13 protein-coding genes are annotated in these 15,431 nt (G+C 72.3%); 8 read left to right on the forward strand and 5 right to left on the reverse strand.

Annotation, left to right across the window (positions count from 1 at the left end; translation table 11 throughout):
• The first annotated feature begins 29 nt into the window (after positions 1-29).
• The gene (locus AB0L06_RS37535; protein ID WP_500235969.1) at positions 30-1,103 is read left to right on the forward strand and encodes a lipocalin-like domain-containing protein; all 1,074 of its coding nucleotides are present in this window, start codon (positions 30-32) and stop codon (positions 1,101-1,103) included.
• Positions 1,104-1,229: 126 nt separating this feature from the next.
• Here the strand turns inward: AB0L06_RS37535 and AB0L06_RS37540 are convergent, their stop codons facing one another.
• Complete coding sequence (locus AB0L06_RS37540; RefSeq protein WP_500235970.1) at positions 1,230-2,492, reverse strand: helix-turn-helix transcriptional regulator; 1,263 nt, start codon at positions 2,490-2,492, stop codon at positions 1,230-1,232.
• 209 nt (positions 2,493-2,701) lie between these two features.
• Between AB0L06_RS37540 and AB0L06_RS37545 the strand changes: the two genes are divergently transcribed.
• The 7 genes from AB0L06_RS37545 to AB0L06_RS37575 all read left to right on the forward strand — a co-directional run bounded on the left by AB0L06_RS37545 (position 2,702) and on the right by AB0L06_RS37575 (position 9,673).
• Entirely contained in the window at positions 2,702-4,579 is a 1,878-nt protein-coding gene (locus AB0L06_RS37545; protein WP_500235971.1) for an ATP-binding protein, read from the forward strand.
• Entirely contained in the window at positions 4,569-5,003 is a 435-nt protein-coding gene (locus AB0L06_RS37550; RefSeq protein ID WP_500235972.1) for a roadblock/LC7 domain-containing protein, read from the forward strand. Before AB0L06_RS37545 ends, AB0L06_RS37550 begins: the two co-directional genes overlap by 11 nt.
• Before the next feature lie 89 nt (positions 5,004-5,092).
• The gene (locus AB0L06_RS37555) at positions 5,093-5,449 is read left to right on the forward strand and encodes a DUF742 domain-containing protein (protein WP_500235973.1); all 357 of its coding nucleotides are present in this window, start codon (positions 5,093-5,095) and stop codon (positions 5,447-5,449) included.
• On the forward strand, positions 5,430-6,062 hold the full coding sequence (locus tag AB0L06_RS37560; RefSeq protein ID WP_500235974.1) for a GTP-binding protein: 633 nt from the start codon (positions 5,430-5,432) through the stop codon (positions 6,060-6,062). Before AB0L06_RS37555 ends, AB0L06_RS37560 begins: the two co-directional genes overlap by 20 nt.
• Positions 6,059-7,351, forward strand: a complete 1,293-nt coding sequence (locus AB0L06_RS37565; protein WP_500235975.1) for a cytochrome P450 family protein — start codon at positions 6,059-6,061, stop codon at positions 7,349-7,351. The genes AB0L06_RS37560 and AB0L06_RS37565 overlap by 4 nt, the downstream gene beginning before the upstream one ends.
• Before the next feature lie 62 nt (positions 7,352-7,413).
• Positions 7,414-8,649 (forward strand): cytochrome P450 family protein, encoded by a 1,236-nt coding sequence (locus tag AB0L06_RS37570; protein ID WP_500235976.1) that lies wholly within the window; start codon positions 7,414-7,416, stop codon positions 8,647-8,649.
• A 106-nt stretch (positions 8,650-8,755) separates the two neighbouring features.
• Positions 8,756-9,673, forward strand: coding sequence for a MerR family transcriptional regulator (locus AB0L06_RS37575; protein ID WP_500235977.1), 918 nt, complete (start codon positions 8,756-8,758; stop codon positions 9,671-9,673).
• A 65-nt stretch (positions 9,674-9,738) separates the two neighbouring features.
• Here AB0L06_RS37575 and AB0L06_RS37580 read toward each other — a convergent pair whose 3' ends face one another.
• Genes AB0L06_RS37580 through AB0L06_RS37595 form a run of 4 tightly spaced genes read right to left on the reverse strand, consistent with a single transcriptional unit; the run spans position 9,739 to position 15,281 of the window.
• Complete coding sequence (locus AB0L06_RS37580) at positions 9,739-11,082, reverse strand: DUF4407 domain-containing protein (protein ID WP_500235978.1); 1,344 nt, start codon at positions 11,080-11,082, stop codon at positions 9,739-9,741.
• Positions 11,082-12,368, reverse strand: coding sequence for a hypothetical protein (locus tag AB0L06_RS37585; RefSeq protein WP_500235979.1), 1,287 nt, complete (start codon positions 12,366-12,368; stop codon positions 11,082-11,084). The genes AB0L06_RS37580 and AB0L06_RS37585 overlap by 1 nt, the downstream gene beginning before the upstream one ends.
• On the reverse strand, positions 12,365-14,491 hold the full coding sequence (locus AB0L06_RS37590; RefSeq protein ID WP_500235980.1) for a hypothetical protein: 2,127 nt from the start codon (positions 14,489-14,491) through the stop codon (positions 12,365-12,367). The genes AB0L06_RS37585 and AB0L06_RS37590 overlap by 4 nt, the downstream gene beginning before the upstream one ends.
• Before the next feature lie 4 nt (positions 14,492-14,495).
• The gene (locus AB0L06_RS37595) at positions 14,496-15,281 is read right to left on the reverse strand and encodes a hypothetical protein (RefSeq protein ID WP_500235981.1); all 786 of its coding nucleotides are present in this window, start codon (positions 15,279-15,281) and stop codon (positions 14,496-14,498) included.
• Positions 15,282-15,431: the final 150 nt, after the last annotated feature.

A 15,431-nucleotide genomic window follows, 5' to 3' on the forward strand; every position in this document is an offset into this window, starting at 1 on the left:
GCGGTTTTCACAGGGCTAGGGTGCGGGCCATGATCCAAGATCACAAAGGCCGGGCGCGGCGGCTGACCGCGCTGGGAGCGGCGTCCGCGGCCGCGCTGTCCCTCCTCCTGGCCTCCCCCGCCTCAGCCTCCGCCGACACCGTCGGAGTCTCGATCCCCAAGGACGAGTCGCCGCACAACGCGACACGTGAGTGGTACTACTACACCGGCCACCTGAGCGGTGTGGACAGCAAGGGCAAGCGTCACGACTACGGCTTCGAGCAGGTCTTCTTCCGCAACCAGATCCAGTACCCGAGCCTGTCCGGGTACGCGGGGAACCTCTCGGTCACCGACCTCACGAACGACAAGTTCAAGTGGGAGTCGAAGGCCGCCGGTCTTCCGGACACCATCCCGGCGGACGGCGGATACGACATCGCCGTGGACGACTGGAACATGTCCGGGAAGAGCGGCAGCTACAAGCTGGGCGGCGGCTTCCAGGACGGCTCGTACAAGCTGGACCTGTCGCTCAACCAGAGCACCCCGCCCGCGCTGCACGGGAACTACCAGGGGGTGCGCGGCCTCATCGACTACGCCCAGTGGGGCCGGTCGTACTACTACTCGTACACCAACCTGAAGACCTCGGGCACGGTCTACGACCACGGTGAGGCCATCAAGGTCACCGGCCAGTCGTGGTTCGACCATCAGTACGGGGACTTCAAGTCCGGCTACGGCCGCTGGGACTGGTTCAGCATCCAGCTGACCAACGGCAGCCAGTACATGGTGTACCTGATCAGCGACAAGTCCGGCCTCGTCCGGCGGGCCGGGACCCTGGTCAAGCCCGACGGCTCGACCACCGACCTCGACCCGACCAAGCTGACGATGACCCCCGTCGGCAGCTGGACCAGCCCGGTCACCAAGCTGACCTACAGCAGCGGCTGGAAGGTCAAGGTCCCGGGCGGCCAGTTCACGGTCACCCCGCAGCGCAAGGACCAGGAGGTCGCCTGGGACGAGGCTCCCGGCGGCGGCTACTGGGAGGGCACCTCGACGGTGACCGGCACGGTCGACAACTGCAAGGTCTCCGGCCAGAGCTACGTCGAGATCACCAGCCCCGACACGGTCTTCTGACCCCACCGTCCGCGGCTCCGCCGTCCCGGTCTCGATCCGGGCGGCGGGGCTTCGGCTCGGGTTGCGGGGTTTCGCGCCGGGCGGCGGAGCTTCGGCTCGGACTGCGGGGCTTCGGCTCGGGCGGGGTCAGCCCGCCACGACGGGACGGGCCAGGGGCGTGCGGCCCCATTCGCGGAGCTGGGCGCTGAAGCGCGCGGCGTGCGCCTCCTCCGCCCAGGGCGCGGCGGCGGCCTCCAGGTCGCGGGCGCGCTGCCACACCGGACGGATCGGGACCGCACGGGTCAGTTCAAGCGCCCGGCAGCCGAGGCTCATGGCCCGCCGGACGTCCTCCCCCAGCAGCGCCGTGGCGACGTCGAGGCCGACGAGGGCCTCCGTCCAGCGGGATCCGGAGCCGCGCACCATCGGCTCGACGGCCGAGGCGTATTCGAGTGCCCGCTCCGTCTCGCCCATCGCGACGTGGACGGTGACGGCGCTGACCAGCGTCCGGGCCGTGCTGTAGGGGCCGAACGAGACGCACGGCGGGAATCCCGCGGGAAGCCGGTCGCGGCGTAGTTCCGACAGCTCAATGGCTTCGTCGAGCAGGCGTTCCGCGCGCGCGTGCGCGGTGGCGCCGCCAAGGCGGGCGAGCGGACGGGCCCGTCCGGTGGAGAGAAGGCGGATCGCCTGCGGGCCGGTCGGGTCCAGCCGGACGGCGGCCTCGGCGGCGGCGTCCGCTTCGCTGAAACGTCCCTGGTCGTAGAGGGCGAGCGAGCGCGTGCCCGCGGCCCACATGCGCGTGTCGACGTCGTCCGCGTACCCGGCGAGCAGTTCGGTCTCGGCGAGGTACGCCTCCGCGACGACCGGACGTCCCAGGTGGACGGCCATGTAGCCGAGCAGTCCGCCCGCCCGCGCGGCGGCGGCGAACAGCTCGCGGCGCTGCTTCGGGGGCTGCTGCCCGCGCAGCAGGACGTGCAGTGACCGGCGCAGCTCGCGCGCCTCGGGAGCGAGCGTCCAGGGTCCGAACTCCTCGTAACGGTCCACGATGCGGGCGAGGGACAGCCGCGCGATGCGCAACACGTCCGGGTCCGCGTTGGACGCGCCGAGCGCGCGGGCGTCGGCGAAGATCATGGTCGGGTCGCCCAGGTCGGGCAGCGTCCGGTCGTCCTCGGACGCGCCGCCCGGGTCGTCCTCGACGGGCTCTCCGGGCTCGGCGAACCAGGCCCGCACCCGCCCCGCCGGGACGTCCAGGATCCGCGCGATCTCCGCGATGTGCTGCGTCCGGGGCGCGCGCTCGCCCCGCTCCCACCGGGCCCAGGTCGAGGTGGCGACGTGGACCCGGTCCGCCGCGTCCGCCTGCGTCAGCCCCTGGAGCTCCCGTGCCCGCACGAGTTCCCGCCGCTGGTCGCTCATAGGAACCGCATTCTCACGCACGAGCACGGCGGAATGCCCGGGAAGTGCCTACTTTGTAGGCAAAAGATCACTGAGTGCGCCGGAGCCGGGCAGCGGATGCTCTCGCGCCCCGCCCGCGCGCGCCGCCAGCATAAGACGCCGAGGAGCCGCCCTTCCCCGCCACCGGGCCGGCCGGCGAACCCCCCGCTCGCCCTACCCCGAAAGGGAACATGAGTCCTTCCGCGCCCGCGTCGGACCCGTCCCTCTCCGCAAGGACGCTCTCGTACGCGCTCTGGACCTCGGCCGGCGCCACCCTCGCCCTCACCGCCGCCGGTCCGTGGCTGTCCACCGGCGGCGCCCGCTGGCCCGCCTGGGGCGTCGCCCTCGCCGCCGCGCTCGGGACCGCCGTCCTCGCCGTCCTGACCGCGCTGCGGGCGAACGCCCAGCGGACCCGGTCGGCGCGCCGGGAGGCCGGGCTGACCGCCGAACGGACCTCCCTGCTCTCCGAACGCGACGCGCTCACGACCGACCGGGCGCGCCTGCACGAGCAGTGGCGGCAGTACTCGGCGACGCTCACCGACGCCAACGGCCTGATGCGCAAGGGCGTCGAGCAGCTGCTCAGCGACGCCCTGCCCGCGGCGCTCGCCGACCGCGACGCGCCGAAGCCGCCGCCCGAGCAGGACGAGGCGTTCGGCGCCGACCTCACCGAGTTGCGTGACCGCGCTCTGGAGGACCTGCGGGCCACCGCGCGCGACAACGACCTCTCCCGCCGCGTCGCCGAGCGCGAGGCCCGGTACGCGCGGGAGGACGCCGCGGAGGCCGCCCAGGCCGCCGAAGCCGCCGCCGAGGAGGCGGCCAAGGCCGCGCAGGCCGCGCTCGACCAGGCCGCCGAGGCCGCGCAGGCCGCGCTCGACGAGGCCGCCGAGGCAGCGCGGATGGCCCTGGACGAGGCCGCGGACGCGACGCGCGCCGCGCTCGCGGACGCCGCCGAGGACGCCGACGGACGCCTCGACTCCCAGCGGATGGTCCTGGTCGCGCTCGGACGGCGGCAGCAGACGCTGATGCACCGCGTCCAGGCCGCCGCCGAACGCCTCGCCGAGTCCCGCCGCGACGACCCCGAGGTGTACGCCGCCGGGCAGGTCGTCGACCACCTCGCCGCGCAGGCCGCCCGGCTCGCGCAGAGCCTCGTCGTCGCCTGCGGGACGTGGGAGGGTCAGCACTGGCCCGAGCCGATGCGGCTCGCCGAGACCGTCCAGGCCGCGACCGCCCGCATCGAGGACTTCCGGCGCGTCCGGATCGAGGGCGACCCGCCGGTGGCCGTCCGCGCCGCCGTCCTGGAGCCGGTGATCCACCTGCTGGCCGAGCTGCTCGACAACGCGACCACGCTCTCCCCGAGCGCCACCGACGTCATCGTCGGGCTGTCGGCGGGGGCGGCGGGCGCGGTCGTCCGGATCGACGACCAGGGCACCGGCCTGGAGGAGCCGCGCCTGTCCGAGGCGCAGCTCATGGTCACCGGCGAGCGGGCGATCGACCTCGCCGAGCTGGGCGAGGTGCCGCGGCTCGGCCTGGCCGTCGTCGGACGCTACGCGAGCCGCCACGGCGTGCGCCTGGCGCTGGAGCCGTCCCCGTACGGCGGACTGCGCGTCGTCATCCGCGTCCCCGGCGACCTCACCACGACCGTCCGGTCGACCATCCTGGAACCACGGCCCGCCGTCACCGCACCACCGACGCCCGCACCCGCGCCAGCGCCCGCCGCCGCGCCAGCGCCCGCACCGACCGAGACGACCGTCGTCGAGGCGGCGGCCGCGCGGGACGGCGAGGAGCCGGCCGAGGTCCGCGGGCTGCCCAAGCGGACGTCGCGCCGCCGGGGCGAGTCACCGCGTCCGGCGTCCGAGCCGCTGGCCGAGCTCGCGCCCCCGCCGTCCAGCCCGGACGAGGCGGGCGCCTTCATCGCCTCGCTCTTCACCGAGCCGGAACCAGGACCCGAGCCCGACCGGCTGCCCGAGTTCGAAGACTCCGAACCGTCCGATTCGACACCGCACCCGTCCGAGGCCGACACGTCGGCCGAGACCTCTGAGCCGTCCCCTGGAGACGACCTTGACCGCTGACCAGGACTGGATGATCGACTCACTGGCCCGGGTCGCCGGCGTCCGCCATGTCGTGCTGTGCTCCCGGGACGGCCTGGTCATCGCGCGCTCGGCGTCCCTCGCCCGGGACGAGTCGGAGCGCCTGGCGGCGACCTGCACCAGCCTGCTGTCGGTGTCCCGGTCGGTGGCCGGGACGTACGGCACCGGCGGGCGCGCGCTGTACCAGGTGATGGCCCAGTACGAGGGCGGCGTGCTGTTCCTGCGCGGCGCCGCCGAGGGCACCTGCCTCGGCGTCCTCACCCAGGGCGTGATCGACCCGGCGCTGATCGGCCAGGAGATGCAGCGGCTCGTCCTGCGCTACGGCGAGACCGCGTTGCGGACGCCGCTCCGCGACGCCCCGGCTGGCGGCTTCGCCCCGGCCCCCGGCCCGGGCGCGGGCGCGTGAGGCCGCAAGTCCTTCGACAGCGAGTTCGTCGACGGCGTGCGGCGGCGGGTGCCTGACATGGCGGATGTCTGAGAAGGCGGGTGCGTGACATGACCGAACCGGACGAGGCCCGCGACACGCCACTGCGTCCGTTCGTGCTCACCCGGGGCCGCGCAGCGACCCGCCGCGGGCTCACGGTCGACACGCTGCTCAGCACCGCCCCGGCCGACGCGCCGCTCCGCGTGGACGCGCCGCCGCAGGCCCGCGACCTGCTCACGCTCTGCCGCCGCGGCGTGCTGTCGGTCGCCGAGGCCGCCGCGCACCTGCGGCTCCCGGTGAGCGTGGTGCTCGTGCTCGCCGACGACCTCATCACCTCCCACCACCTGACCGCACGCGCCGGCAGCACGACCGCCGCTCCCACCCCGTCCCTCCTGCAGGAAGTCCTGGATGGCCTCCGTCAGCTCTGAACCCGCCGCCGCCCCGGACACGCCCCCGGCCGCCGAAGAGGTCCGGTTCGTGCCGGGCACGGTCGAGCGCACCGCGAAGATCCTGGTCGTCGGGTCGTTCGGAGTGGGCAAGACGACCTTCGTCGGGTCGGTCAGCGAGATCGAGCCGCTGCGCACCGAGGAGCCGATCACCGCGGCCTCGGCCGGCGTGGACGACCTGCGCGGGCTGCCCGGCAAGACCACCACGACCGTCGCGCTCGACTTCGGCCGCGTGTCCCTGTCCGACCGGCTCGTCCTGTACCTGTTCGGGACGCCCGGACAGCGCCGTTTCTGGGACATGTGGGCCGGTCTCGCCGAGGGCGCCACCGGCATCCTGGTGCTGGTGGACGTGCGGCGGCTCGCCGACAGCTTCGAGGTCATCGACCAGCTGGAGGACGCCGGCCTGGAGACGTTCGCGGTCGCCGTGAACCACTTCCCCGACAGCCCCGACCACGACCCCGCCGCGCTGCGCGAGGCGCTCGACCTGCTCCCGCAGACACCCGTGCTGGCCTGCGACGCCCGCGACCGCGAGTCCGCCGTGGCGTCCCTGGTGCGGCTGGTCGAGCACGTCATCGACAGAAACGAGACCCGGTGACCGCCACCGATCTGTACGCGTTCCCCCAGGTGATGCCCCTCGCCGCGACCACCGCCGACCCGGACGCCGCGCTCGAGCGGCTGTGGCGCGAGCACGGCCCGGTCGCGCCCGTCGAGCTGATGCCCGGCGTCCGCGCCTGGCTGGTGATGGGGTACGCCGAGATCCGCCAGATCACCACGCAGGACCACCTGTTCAGCCGGAACGCCGACACCTGGCGCCTCGTCCAGGACGGCACGGTCGGCCCGGACTCGCCGCTCGGCCCGATGATGTTCCACCGGGACAACGTGATCGGCGCGGACGGCGACGAGCACCGGCGGCTGCGCCGTCCGATCGAGCAGGCCATGGCCGGGCTCGACCACCGCGCGCTGCGCCGCGCGGTCGAACGGCTGTCGACCGAGCTGATCGACCGGATCGCCCCGGCTGGACGCGGCGACCTCATCGCCGACTACGCCGCGTCCATCCCGGTGCTGGCGATCGGGGAGCTCATCGGCCTCGCCCCCGGGCGCGCGCGTGAGCTGCTCGAGGCGATGAACCTGCTGTTCTCCAGCGGCCCCCGCGCGCAGGAGGGCAACGCCAGATTCGAGGCGCTGCTGAACGAGCTGGTCACGTCCCGGATGGACGGCGGCTCACCCGACCTCACCGGATTCCTCGCCGCGCACGAGGACCTCGGGACGATGAGCGAGATCCTGCAGACGCTGGTCGTGGTCGTCTCCGCCTCCAACCACACGTCCATCTCGTGGATCGCCGAGACGCTGCGGCTGATGCTCGTCGACCCCCGGTTCGCCGGACGGCTCAACGGCGGGCGGCTGTCCATCGACGACGCGCTGGACGAGGTCCTCGCCCGCCAGCCACCGATGATCAACTTCCCGGCGCGCTACCCGCTCGCCGACACCGTCCTCGCGGACCGTCCGGTGCGCCAGGGGGACGCGCTGATCCTCGGCCTGGCCGCCAGCGCCCGCGACACCCGGGTCCACGCGTCCGACTGGTGGACGCGCGGCAGCCGCGCGCACCTGGCCTGGTCGGTCGGCCCGCACGCCTGCCCCGGCCGCGACCCGGCGCGCACCATCGCCCGGACCGCCGTCGCGACCGCCCAGCACCTGCTCGGCGACCTGCGCCTTGCCTGCGACCCGAGCGAGATCGAGTACCAGCCGAGCCCGTGGATCCGCACGGCCGTCGGCCTCCCGGTGACCTTCACCCCGCGAACCCCCGCCAGCACCTCGCCACCGGCCGCCCCCGCCACCGTCCCGCTCCCGACCACCCCGGAGACCGCCCCGCTCCCCACCTCGTAGACCGCCCGGCCCCGGAATCGTCATCCCGGGGCCGCGCCGCGGACGACAGCCTTGGAGACGCCATGACCTCAGTCCCGTCCCCCTCCGCCGAGATCCCCGTCATCGAACTCGACCCGACGGCAGCCGACCACCACGGCGAGGCCGCCCGGCTGCGCGCCGCCGGACCGGTCGTCCGCGTCGTCCTGCCGGGCGGCGTCCGCGCCTGGGCCGTCACCACGCACGAGCTGGTCGAACGGCTCGTCCGGCACCCGGACGTCAGCAAGGACTACCGGAACTGGACGGCGGTGAGGACCGGCGAGCTCGCCGACGACAACCCGATCATCGGAATGATCAAGGTGGACAACCTGGTCACCGCGGACGGCGCCGAGCACAGCCGGCTTCGCCGCCCGATCATCGGGCAGTTCACCCGGAACCGCGTCCAGGACATGGTCCCCGCGATCACCGAGGCCGCCACGACCCTGGTCGACGCCCTGCCGACCACCGAGGTCGTCGACCTCCGCGCGCACTTCGCCGCGCAACTCCCACTGCAGGTCATCTGCGAACTGCTGGGAGTCCCGGACGACCAGCGCCCGCGCCTGCGCCACCTCGTGGACGCCATCTTCCGCACCGACACGACCGCCGAGGAGGTCACCGAGGTCCAGGCCGCGATCCCGCGCCTGCTCGGCGACCTGATCCAGGCCCGCGCGGACGCCCCCGGCGACGACCTGACCAGCGCGCTCATCGGCGTCCACGCCGCCGACCCGGCCGCCCTGTCCGCCGAGGAGCTCGCCGGGACGCTCTGGGTGCTGCTCACCGCCGGCCACGAGACGACCATCAGCCTCATCTCCAACGCCGTCCGCGCGCTGCTCACCCACCCGGACCAGCTCGAGACCGCCCTGTCCGCCTCCGAGGACCCGTGGCCCGCCGTCGTCGCCGAGACCCTCCGCTGGGACGCCCCCATCGGCAACTTCCCGGCCCGCTACCCCCTGCACGACCTCACCATCGGCGGCGTCACCATCCCCGCCGGGGACGCGATCCTCGCCCCCTACACGGCCGTCAACCGCGACCCCGCCCACCACGGCGCGGACGCCGACCGCTTCGACCACACCCGCGAGCAGAAGGGCGACCTCGCCTTCGGCGCGGGCCGCCACAGCTGCCCCGGCTCACACCTCGCCGAGATCGAGGCGCGCATCGCCCTCTCCGTCCTCTTCGACCGCTACCCGAAGATGACCCTGGCCGTCCCGTCGGACGACCTCCCGCCCGTCCCCAGCCTCTTCACCAACAGCGTCGCCACCCTCCCCGTCCACCTCACCCCCTGACACCCCCGGTCCGGGCGGGCCTTGGGGCCCGCCCGGAGTGTTGCCCCAGGACCCGCCCGAACCGGGGGTTGAACCTCCCCTTGGGGGAGGTGCCAGGGTGAATCGCATGCAGGGCGAAGCGACCTACTCGATCGGCGAACTGGCCGACACGGCCGGCGTGACGGTGAAGGCCGTCCGCTTCTACACCAACCACGGGATCCTCCCCGAATCCCATCGGACGGCCTCGGGCCACCGCCGCTACGGCCCCGCCGCGGTCGCCCGCCTCGCCCTCGTCCGCACGCTCCGCGACCTCGGCCTCGACCTGGCCACCGTCCGGAGGATCGTCGACCGCGAGACCACCCCCGCCGAAGCGGCCGCCGCCCACGCCGACGCCGTGGCCGTCCAGATGCGCGTCCTGCGCCTGCGCCACGCCGTCCTCACCATGGCGGCCCGCCGCGACAGCACCCCGGAGGAACTGGAACTCATGCACCGCCTCGCCCGCCTCTCCACAGCCGAGCGCGACGAGCTCGTCGCCGGCTTCCTCGACGACGCCTTCGGCGCCCCCGACGGCCCCCTCCCCCGCCACATCCGCCGCTCCCTCACCCCCGAGCTCCCCGACGACCCCACGTCCGACCAGCTCGCCGCCTGGGTCGAACTCGCCGAACTCGTCCAGGACGAGGCGTTCCGCTCCTTCATGAGGACCCTGTACAACGAGCACAAGGCCGACCGGCCCGCCGGCCCGCCCCGCAAACACGCCGTGGCCGAGGTCACGGAGACCGTCCGTCCTCTCCTCGCCGAGGACGTCCCTCCCGACTCCCCGCGGGCGACCGCCGCGGTCACCCACGTCGCAGCCGCCTACGCCGCGTCCCTGAACATCCCGGACACCCCGTCCCTGCGCACCCGCCTGGCCGCCCACCTCACCGGCGCCAACGACCCCCGCCGCGAGCGCTACATGACCCTCCTCGCGACCATCAACGGCTGGTCCCCACCCGACCACCCCCGCCGCGAACTCACCTGGTTCCTCACCGCCCTCTCAACCACCTAGCCCCTCGCGAGGTCAACCGCCACCCGAACCTGGCCGGCCGCCGCCCCTGGCTCCGATGCGCTCGTTCAGGTCCCGGGGTCGGGATTGCCCTTGAGGCGGGCGGCGAGATCCCGAATCTTTTGCTTCGTCTCCTCGTCCCGAGTGTTGCGCGCCTCGGCCTCGGAGCGCTCCCTGCTCAGCCGACGGTCTCGCTCCTGCTCGTCCAGCCGGCGGAGGGCGTCGAGGCGAGCCTGGACGTTCTGGAGCTTGGCGTGCTTGAGGAAGACCTCGTGCGTCTCCATGTCGGCGGCGACATGGTCGGCCACCTGGCGGTCGTAGGCACTGAGTCCGGCCAGGCGCTTGGTCAGGATCGGCAGGCAGTCGAGGGTGATCAGGGCGATGCGAAGCAGCCAGACGAAGAGGAAGACCATCAGGTTCTGCCCCTGGAGGGCGAGCAGCGCGTCGTCCTCCTCCAAGATGCCGATCTTCCCGTCGGGACGCGGCAGCTGCTTGTCGATCTCCCTGGAGATCTCGGTCGCGTAGCGGGCGTTGACCGCGTCCTGGGCCTCGACGGCGTTCTTGGCCTTGGCCTGGAGTCCGGCGAGCTGCGCCTGCCGCTCCTGGAGCCTGGAGGTGCGCAGCAGCGACGCCCGCTCCTCCCGGATCTGACGGCAGTTCGGCCCCTCGCCGACGAGACCCGTGGTCTCGCCGCCGACGCGTTCGCCGCCGCATTCGGCGTGCCCCAGCCGCTCCAGCCTCTGCAATGCGGCCATGTCCTTGTCGATGCCCTTCGACAACGCCGACACCTGGTTGCCGAGCGAGATCACGGTGGCCGTCGCGCCCACCGGATCGGCGCTGACGGTGATGAGCAGCCTCCGGTCCCGGCACGACCTGGCGTCCTTCGATGGAAGCGTTCGGTAGGGGACGGGATTGCAGGCCGTCAGGGCGCTGAGCTTGTCCGCCCGCTCCACCCGCCGGTCCTCGGCCACCTGCCGGTGGATCGCGGGCTCGAACATCTTGATCAGCAGCGGTTCGGCCACCACGAACCCCAGCACGACGGCCAGCAGGACCCGGGCGAGGAACACCCCGCGGTTGCTCTGCGTCCCGTGCGAGCTGGCGATCAGCCACCGGTCCATCGAGAAGATGACCCAGCCCCAGAACAGCGCGATCGGCAGGACCAGCACGAACCGTGCGTCCGTGAACTTCTGCACCATGACGGACATGGACACGGAAGCGAGGATCCCGGCATTGACCACGATCAGGGCCATCGCGGTGTAGCGTCCGCGATCCAGCGGAGCCATGCTCAGCACCGACTCGTCCACGCCGATCAACGAGCGGAGCCACACACCCGGCCCTTTCGGGCCGCGCACCGGCCGCCGAGGCCGCTCTGTCTCGACCTCAGCGGCGGGGGCCGGCCGAAGCACCGTCATCAGAGGTCTTCCTCCCGATACGGAACGTCGTCATCCTCGGGCTCGGAAGCCGCCCGCAACTCGACGGGTTCATCCCGGGACTGCTCGGCCGGCGCCTCGATCTTCCTGTCGGGCTCCTGCCCCGTCGGCAGCCCCGTCGCCTGCCCAGAGGTGAGTTCGGCGAGAATGCCGTCGATCTCCTTCATGTTCCGCTCGTCGAGGAGGCCCTTCCTCACCATCTCCTTGACGACTTCGAACCGAGCCGCGATGCCCTGCATCATGGTGTCCCGGGCGAGCTGTGCGTTCTTGACCGAGTCGTCGTAGGCGCGGTCCTCACGCAGCCGTTCCAGCGCGTTCACCCGGTTGGCCTCATCCTGGTGGACGTCGGCCAGTTCCCTGATGCCGAGCTCGCCCCGCTCGGCGGCGAGGGCGTAGGCCAGCCGGGGATCGTCGCCCACCGCGTCGGTCAACTTCGCGGCCTGGTCGATGGTGAAGACCGTCTCCTGGTCGCGCCTGCGGTGCTCTGCGGCCAGCGCCTCCTCCTGGTGCTGCTCCAGCTGCGCCTCCTTCAGCCGGTCGCTGCGGAGCTTGTTGAGTTCTGGCTCGGTGCTCAGCTCATTCAGCCTGAGCTTCTGCAGCGTCGTCTCCGTCTCCTCCACCGCGTGAGCCCGGTCGTACTTCCCGCCCCGCGCCAGCGTCGCGAGCCGGTCCTGGTGGTCGAGGTCGTCCCGGACGGCCTTGTCCACATAGCCCCTGACCTCCACCGGCGCCGGGATCTCGACGTTCCCCAGGACCGCCGCCATTCCGGAGAGCGGGACCGGCAGGTAGTGGTTGTAGGCCAGCAACTCGGCGCGAACGTCCACCTGGGCCTTCAGGAAATCGGCGAGCCGGTACTTCGCCCCAGCCTTGAAGACGTCGTCGTGCGCCCTCAGATAGGCGGCCAGAGCCTCCCGGACGTCCCCGATCCCCGCCTCCACCACGGCGACCGGATCGTGGACGCGGCAGGCGAAGTCGACGTGGACGCTGAACTCGCCGCCCTCGGCCGAGGGAACGGAGATGTCGACCCTGACCTGCCTGTTCTCCGTCATGTCGACGACGCTCACGTGCGTCGCCGCCAGGACGGTCTCGTCATCCAGGCCCAGCCGTCCGTTGTCGAGCACGTACCTGCCGCCCGAGCGGAGCACGAGCACCTGGCCCGCCGTCGGGTTCGGGACCTCCGAGCTGTCGCGGCTCCGGGACCCCAGCCCGAGGAAGCCGGACTTCGGCACCGGCGGCAGGACCTTCTGCGTGATGATCGGGTAGGTCATGCTTCTTCTCCCATACGACGGTTCGCTCGATCGATGGCCGTGAGCAGGGCGGCGGCGACCTGGTCCGTTCCGTCCCGCCGGTCCGCGGGGAGCCCGGCGAGCTTCGAGAAGTCCCTGGCCAGGTCCTCCTGGTGTTCCTTGTCCATCAGCTCGCCCAGGACGTCGCCGAGTCGCTGGGCGACCAGCTCCGGGTTCTCGGTGTGGCGTGGCAGAGCGTCGAGATTGGCGTGCAGCGCCACCAGCGCGGCGTGCCTGACCGGACGGTTCACCAGCAGCATCGCCCAGGAGCCGCCGATGACGCCCGTCAGGTCGGGGCGCTCGCACAGCAGTTGCGCCGCCAGCGGCCGTCCCGTCGCGTCCTCCGTCTGGAAGACGGCGAGCATCGCCCGGAGCGCGGCGTTGTACGTCTCGATCCGCGGCAGATCACCGTGAAGCGTCCTGATCTTCCTCTCCAGGAACCGGATGACGCGTGCGCGCCCCTCCGCGTCGTCCTGGGACAGGAAGAGGCCGCCGAACCCCTCGATCGCGAGCGGCCCCAGGACGGCCCCCCGGTTCCGCGCCAGCCGCCACAGGTTCTTCACGGCCTCGATCGGATAGAGCCGCCCGAGAACTCCCGAGAACGCGATGATCGCGTTGTACTTCTGCCCGGGTGTGCGGCCCTTCGCGGCCCATCCCGCGGCCACCCGGAGCGCGACCGGTGCCAGGTCCTCGTCGAAGCACATGAACCAGAGCACGTGCACGGTCGTCAGCCGCTTCTGCCGCGCGTGCGAACGCGCCGGTTCCCCTCGTCCCACCGCGATCGACCAGGGATCCAGGTAGGACCCCTCGACCTCGTCGAAGTTCGACGCGGCCAGCCTGGCCAGGCCCGCGGCGATGTGGAGGGCGAGCTCCGGCCGGGTCAGGACCTCCTCGAGCCAGATCCGGACCGCGTCCCAGAAGTACTCGTCGAACCGTCCCACCATCTCGGCGAAGACGAAGCGCTGGGCCTCGGGCTCCCGCAACTCGATCAGCCGCCGGGGCCGTCCGTCGACGACCACCTTCCTGATCCGGATCAGAGGGTTCTCCAATTGCCTCCCTCTGACCTGGGGAAAGGTGTCCTCCATCGGCCTCTGCTGCTGGTCCCCGGGCTCGGCCGCCTGGACGCCTCCCTCGGGCACCATCGTCGCCAGCGCGACCTTCAGCATCTCCCGGCACTGCCCGAACCGCCGCTCCGACAGGCCCGGGAGGAACGCCAGCACGGTGACGTCCAGCACCTGGTCCCGGGTGGGTCCCTGCTCGAACCACTCGTGCGCCTGGCGCTGCGCCGTTTCCCGCAGCACCAGCGAGATCGCGTCCGCGGGCGGGAGACCCTTGGCGAGCAGGCCCGTGATCTCGACCAGGCTCGCCATCGTCATGTCGCCGGGGAGCTCCTCGACCGCCTTCGCGACGTCCGCGTCCGCCAGAACCTCGCCCGCGTGCGCGCGGATGACCGCTCCCCTGTCCGCGGGCGGCGACCACTCGACCCGGGCGGTCAGCGCCGTGCGTCGGCCGTCCTCCGAGGAGGTCACCACCAGGAACGAGCCGTGCTCGAACAGCTCCGCCTGGACCCGCTCCCAGTGATGTTCGGCCTCCTGGTCGAAGGTTCCGAACCAGCCGGGCAGCAGGTAGCCGGTGTCCGGGTCGAACCGGTGCTCGGCCAACTCCCTCAAGCTCTTGTCCGGGCCCAGCTTGACGATCGGCGCCTCCTCCCCGAGCCGGCGGACGAGGAGGTTGACGGCGCCGGTGTGTTTGCCGCTGCCGTCCGGCCCGCACAGCGTGACCACGGCATGCTCCCCCAGCGCCTCGAACGCCGCGCCGAAGCACCCGGGCTCCACGAAGTGGCGGATCAGCGGGGCGACGCGTTCCCGGGGCATCGGCCCGCTCACGGCCCGGCGGCTGGCCCGGCTCGCCGCCTCGCCGAACCCGAAGTTCGCGCCCGCCGCCTCCACATCGCTGCGGAAGATGTTGATCAGTTGGTTGACCGGCGGATGTTCGGCGGGCGGGACCTCGGCGCGCCCGCTCGTCTCCGAGGGGTTGTCGACGGGCTGGAACGGCTGGCCGTCGTCGGACGCGTGCACGCCTTCGCCGGTGGCTTCCTCGGACATGGACTCAGCTCCGGAACCCGAAGTTGGCACCGTTGGCGTTCACCCGCTCATGGAACTCGTTGTGCACCGATGCAGCCTGCTTCGACGGCGATCCATCACCCTTGCCCCTCGGCTTCGAGCCGTCTCCTTCGGCCTTCGGAGCCGAGTCCTCGTTCCCGTCCTTGGGCTCCGGCGCCTGGGACGCCGGAATGGCGAGAGCGAGGGAGTGGACGTCGCGGCCACGGGGGATCCAGAGCCAAGCGCGCGCACGGAAGGTCTTCACCTCGACCATCACCTCCCGGAAATCCTCGGGAGCGACGGAGAGCGCGTGGCCGTTCCTCACGATGTCGGCGAAGACCCGGTCGGACAGCATGACGGCCAGATCGGCCTTGGACTCCTTGAGGGCGACGCGCAGCGGGGGGCTGTCGCAGAGCCGGGCGACCTCGACGGGTCCCTGGCCGCTCCGTCCGTTCACATCCGCGATGGCCGTGCCGTAGTGGATGGCCAGCCGAAGCCGAAGGCGGTTCTCCCACGGCGCGTCACCGTTGCGCCGGTTCAGGAAGGCGGCGAGGTGGCGGGGGAAATCCCCGACCAGACGCCCCTCTGCGGTCTGCGGAAGCAGGACCGCGAACTCGCCGTCTCCGGCGCCCTGCCGCTCCCAACTGCCCCGGTCAAGTCCGGCCGACTCCGCGGCCTGGTCCAGGACGTCCAGGAGCCCCTTCTGGATGTCCGATTGCCGCTGGTCATCGCCGCTTCCGTACCCCGTGGCGTCGACGGAGATCATCGGACGCCGCTCGAATGCCCCTACCACCTTTGTCTCCTTGGCTGGTCAGAGTCAGGAGACCGGATCTTCGCACGCCGAGCACCGGAAGAAGAAGTAGAAATACCTGATTTGCGGGAGTCATCTAGGCCACTCCATCTTTTGGCATTTGTACCAAATCTCGGGGCCTCCCCGGTGCTT

This window comes from Spirillospora sp. NPDC052269, from assembly GCF_040679435.1.
Lineage (GTDB): Bacteria > Actinomycetota > Actinomycetes > Streptosporangiales > Streptosporangiaceae > Spirillospora.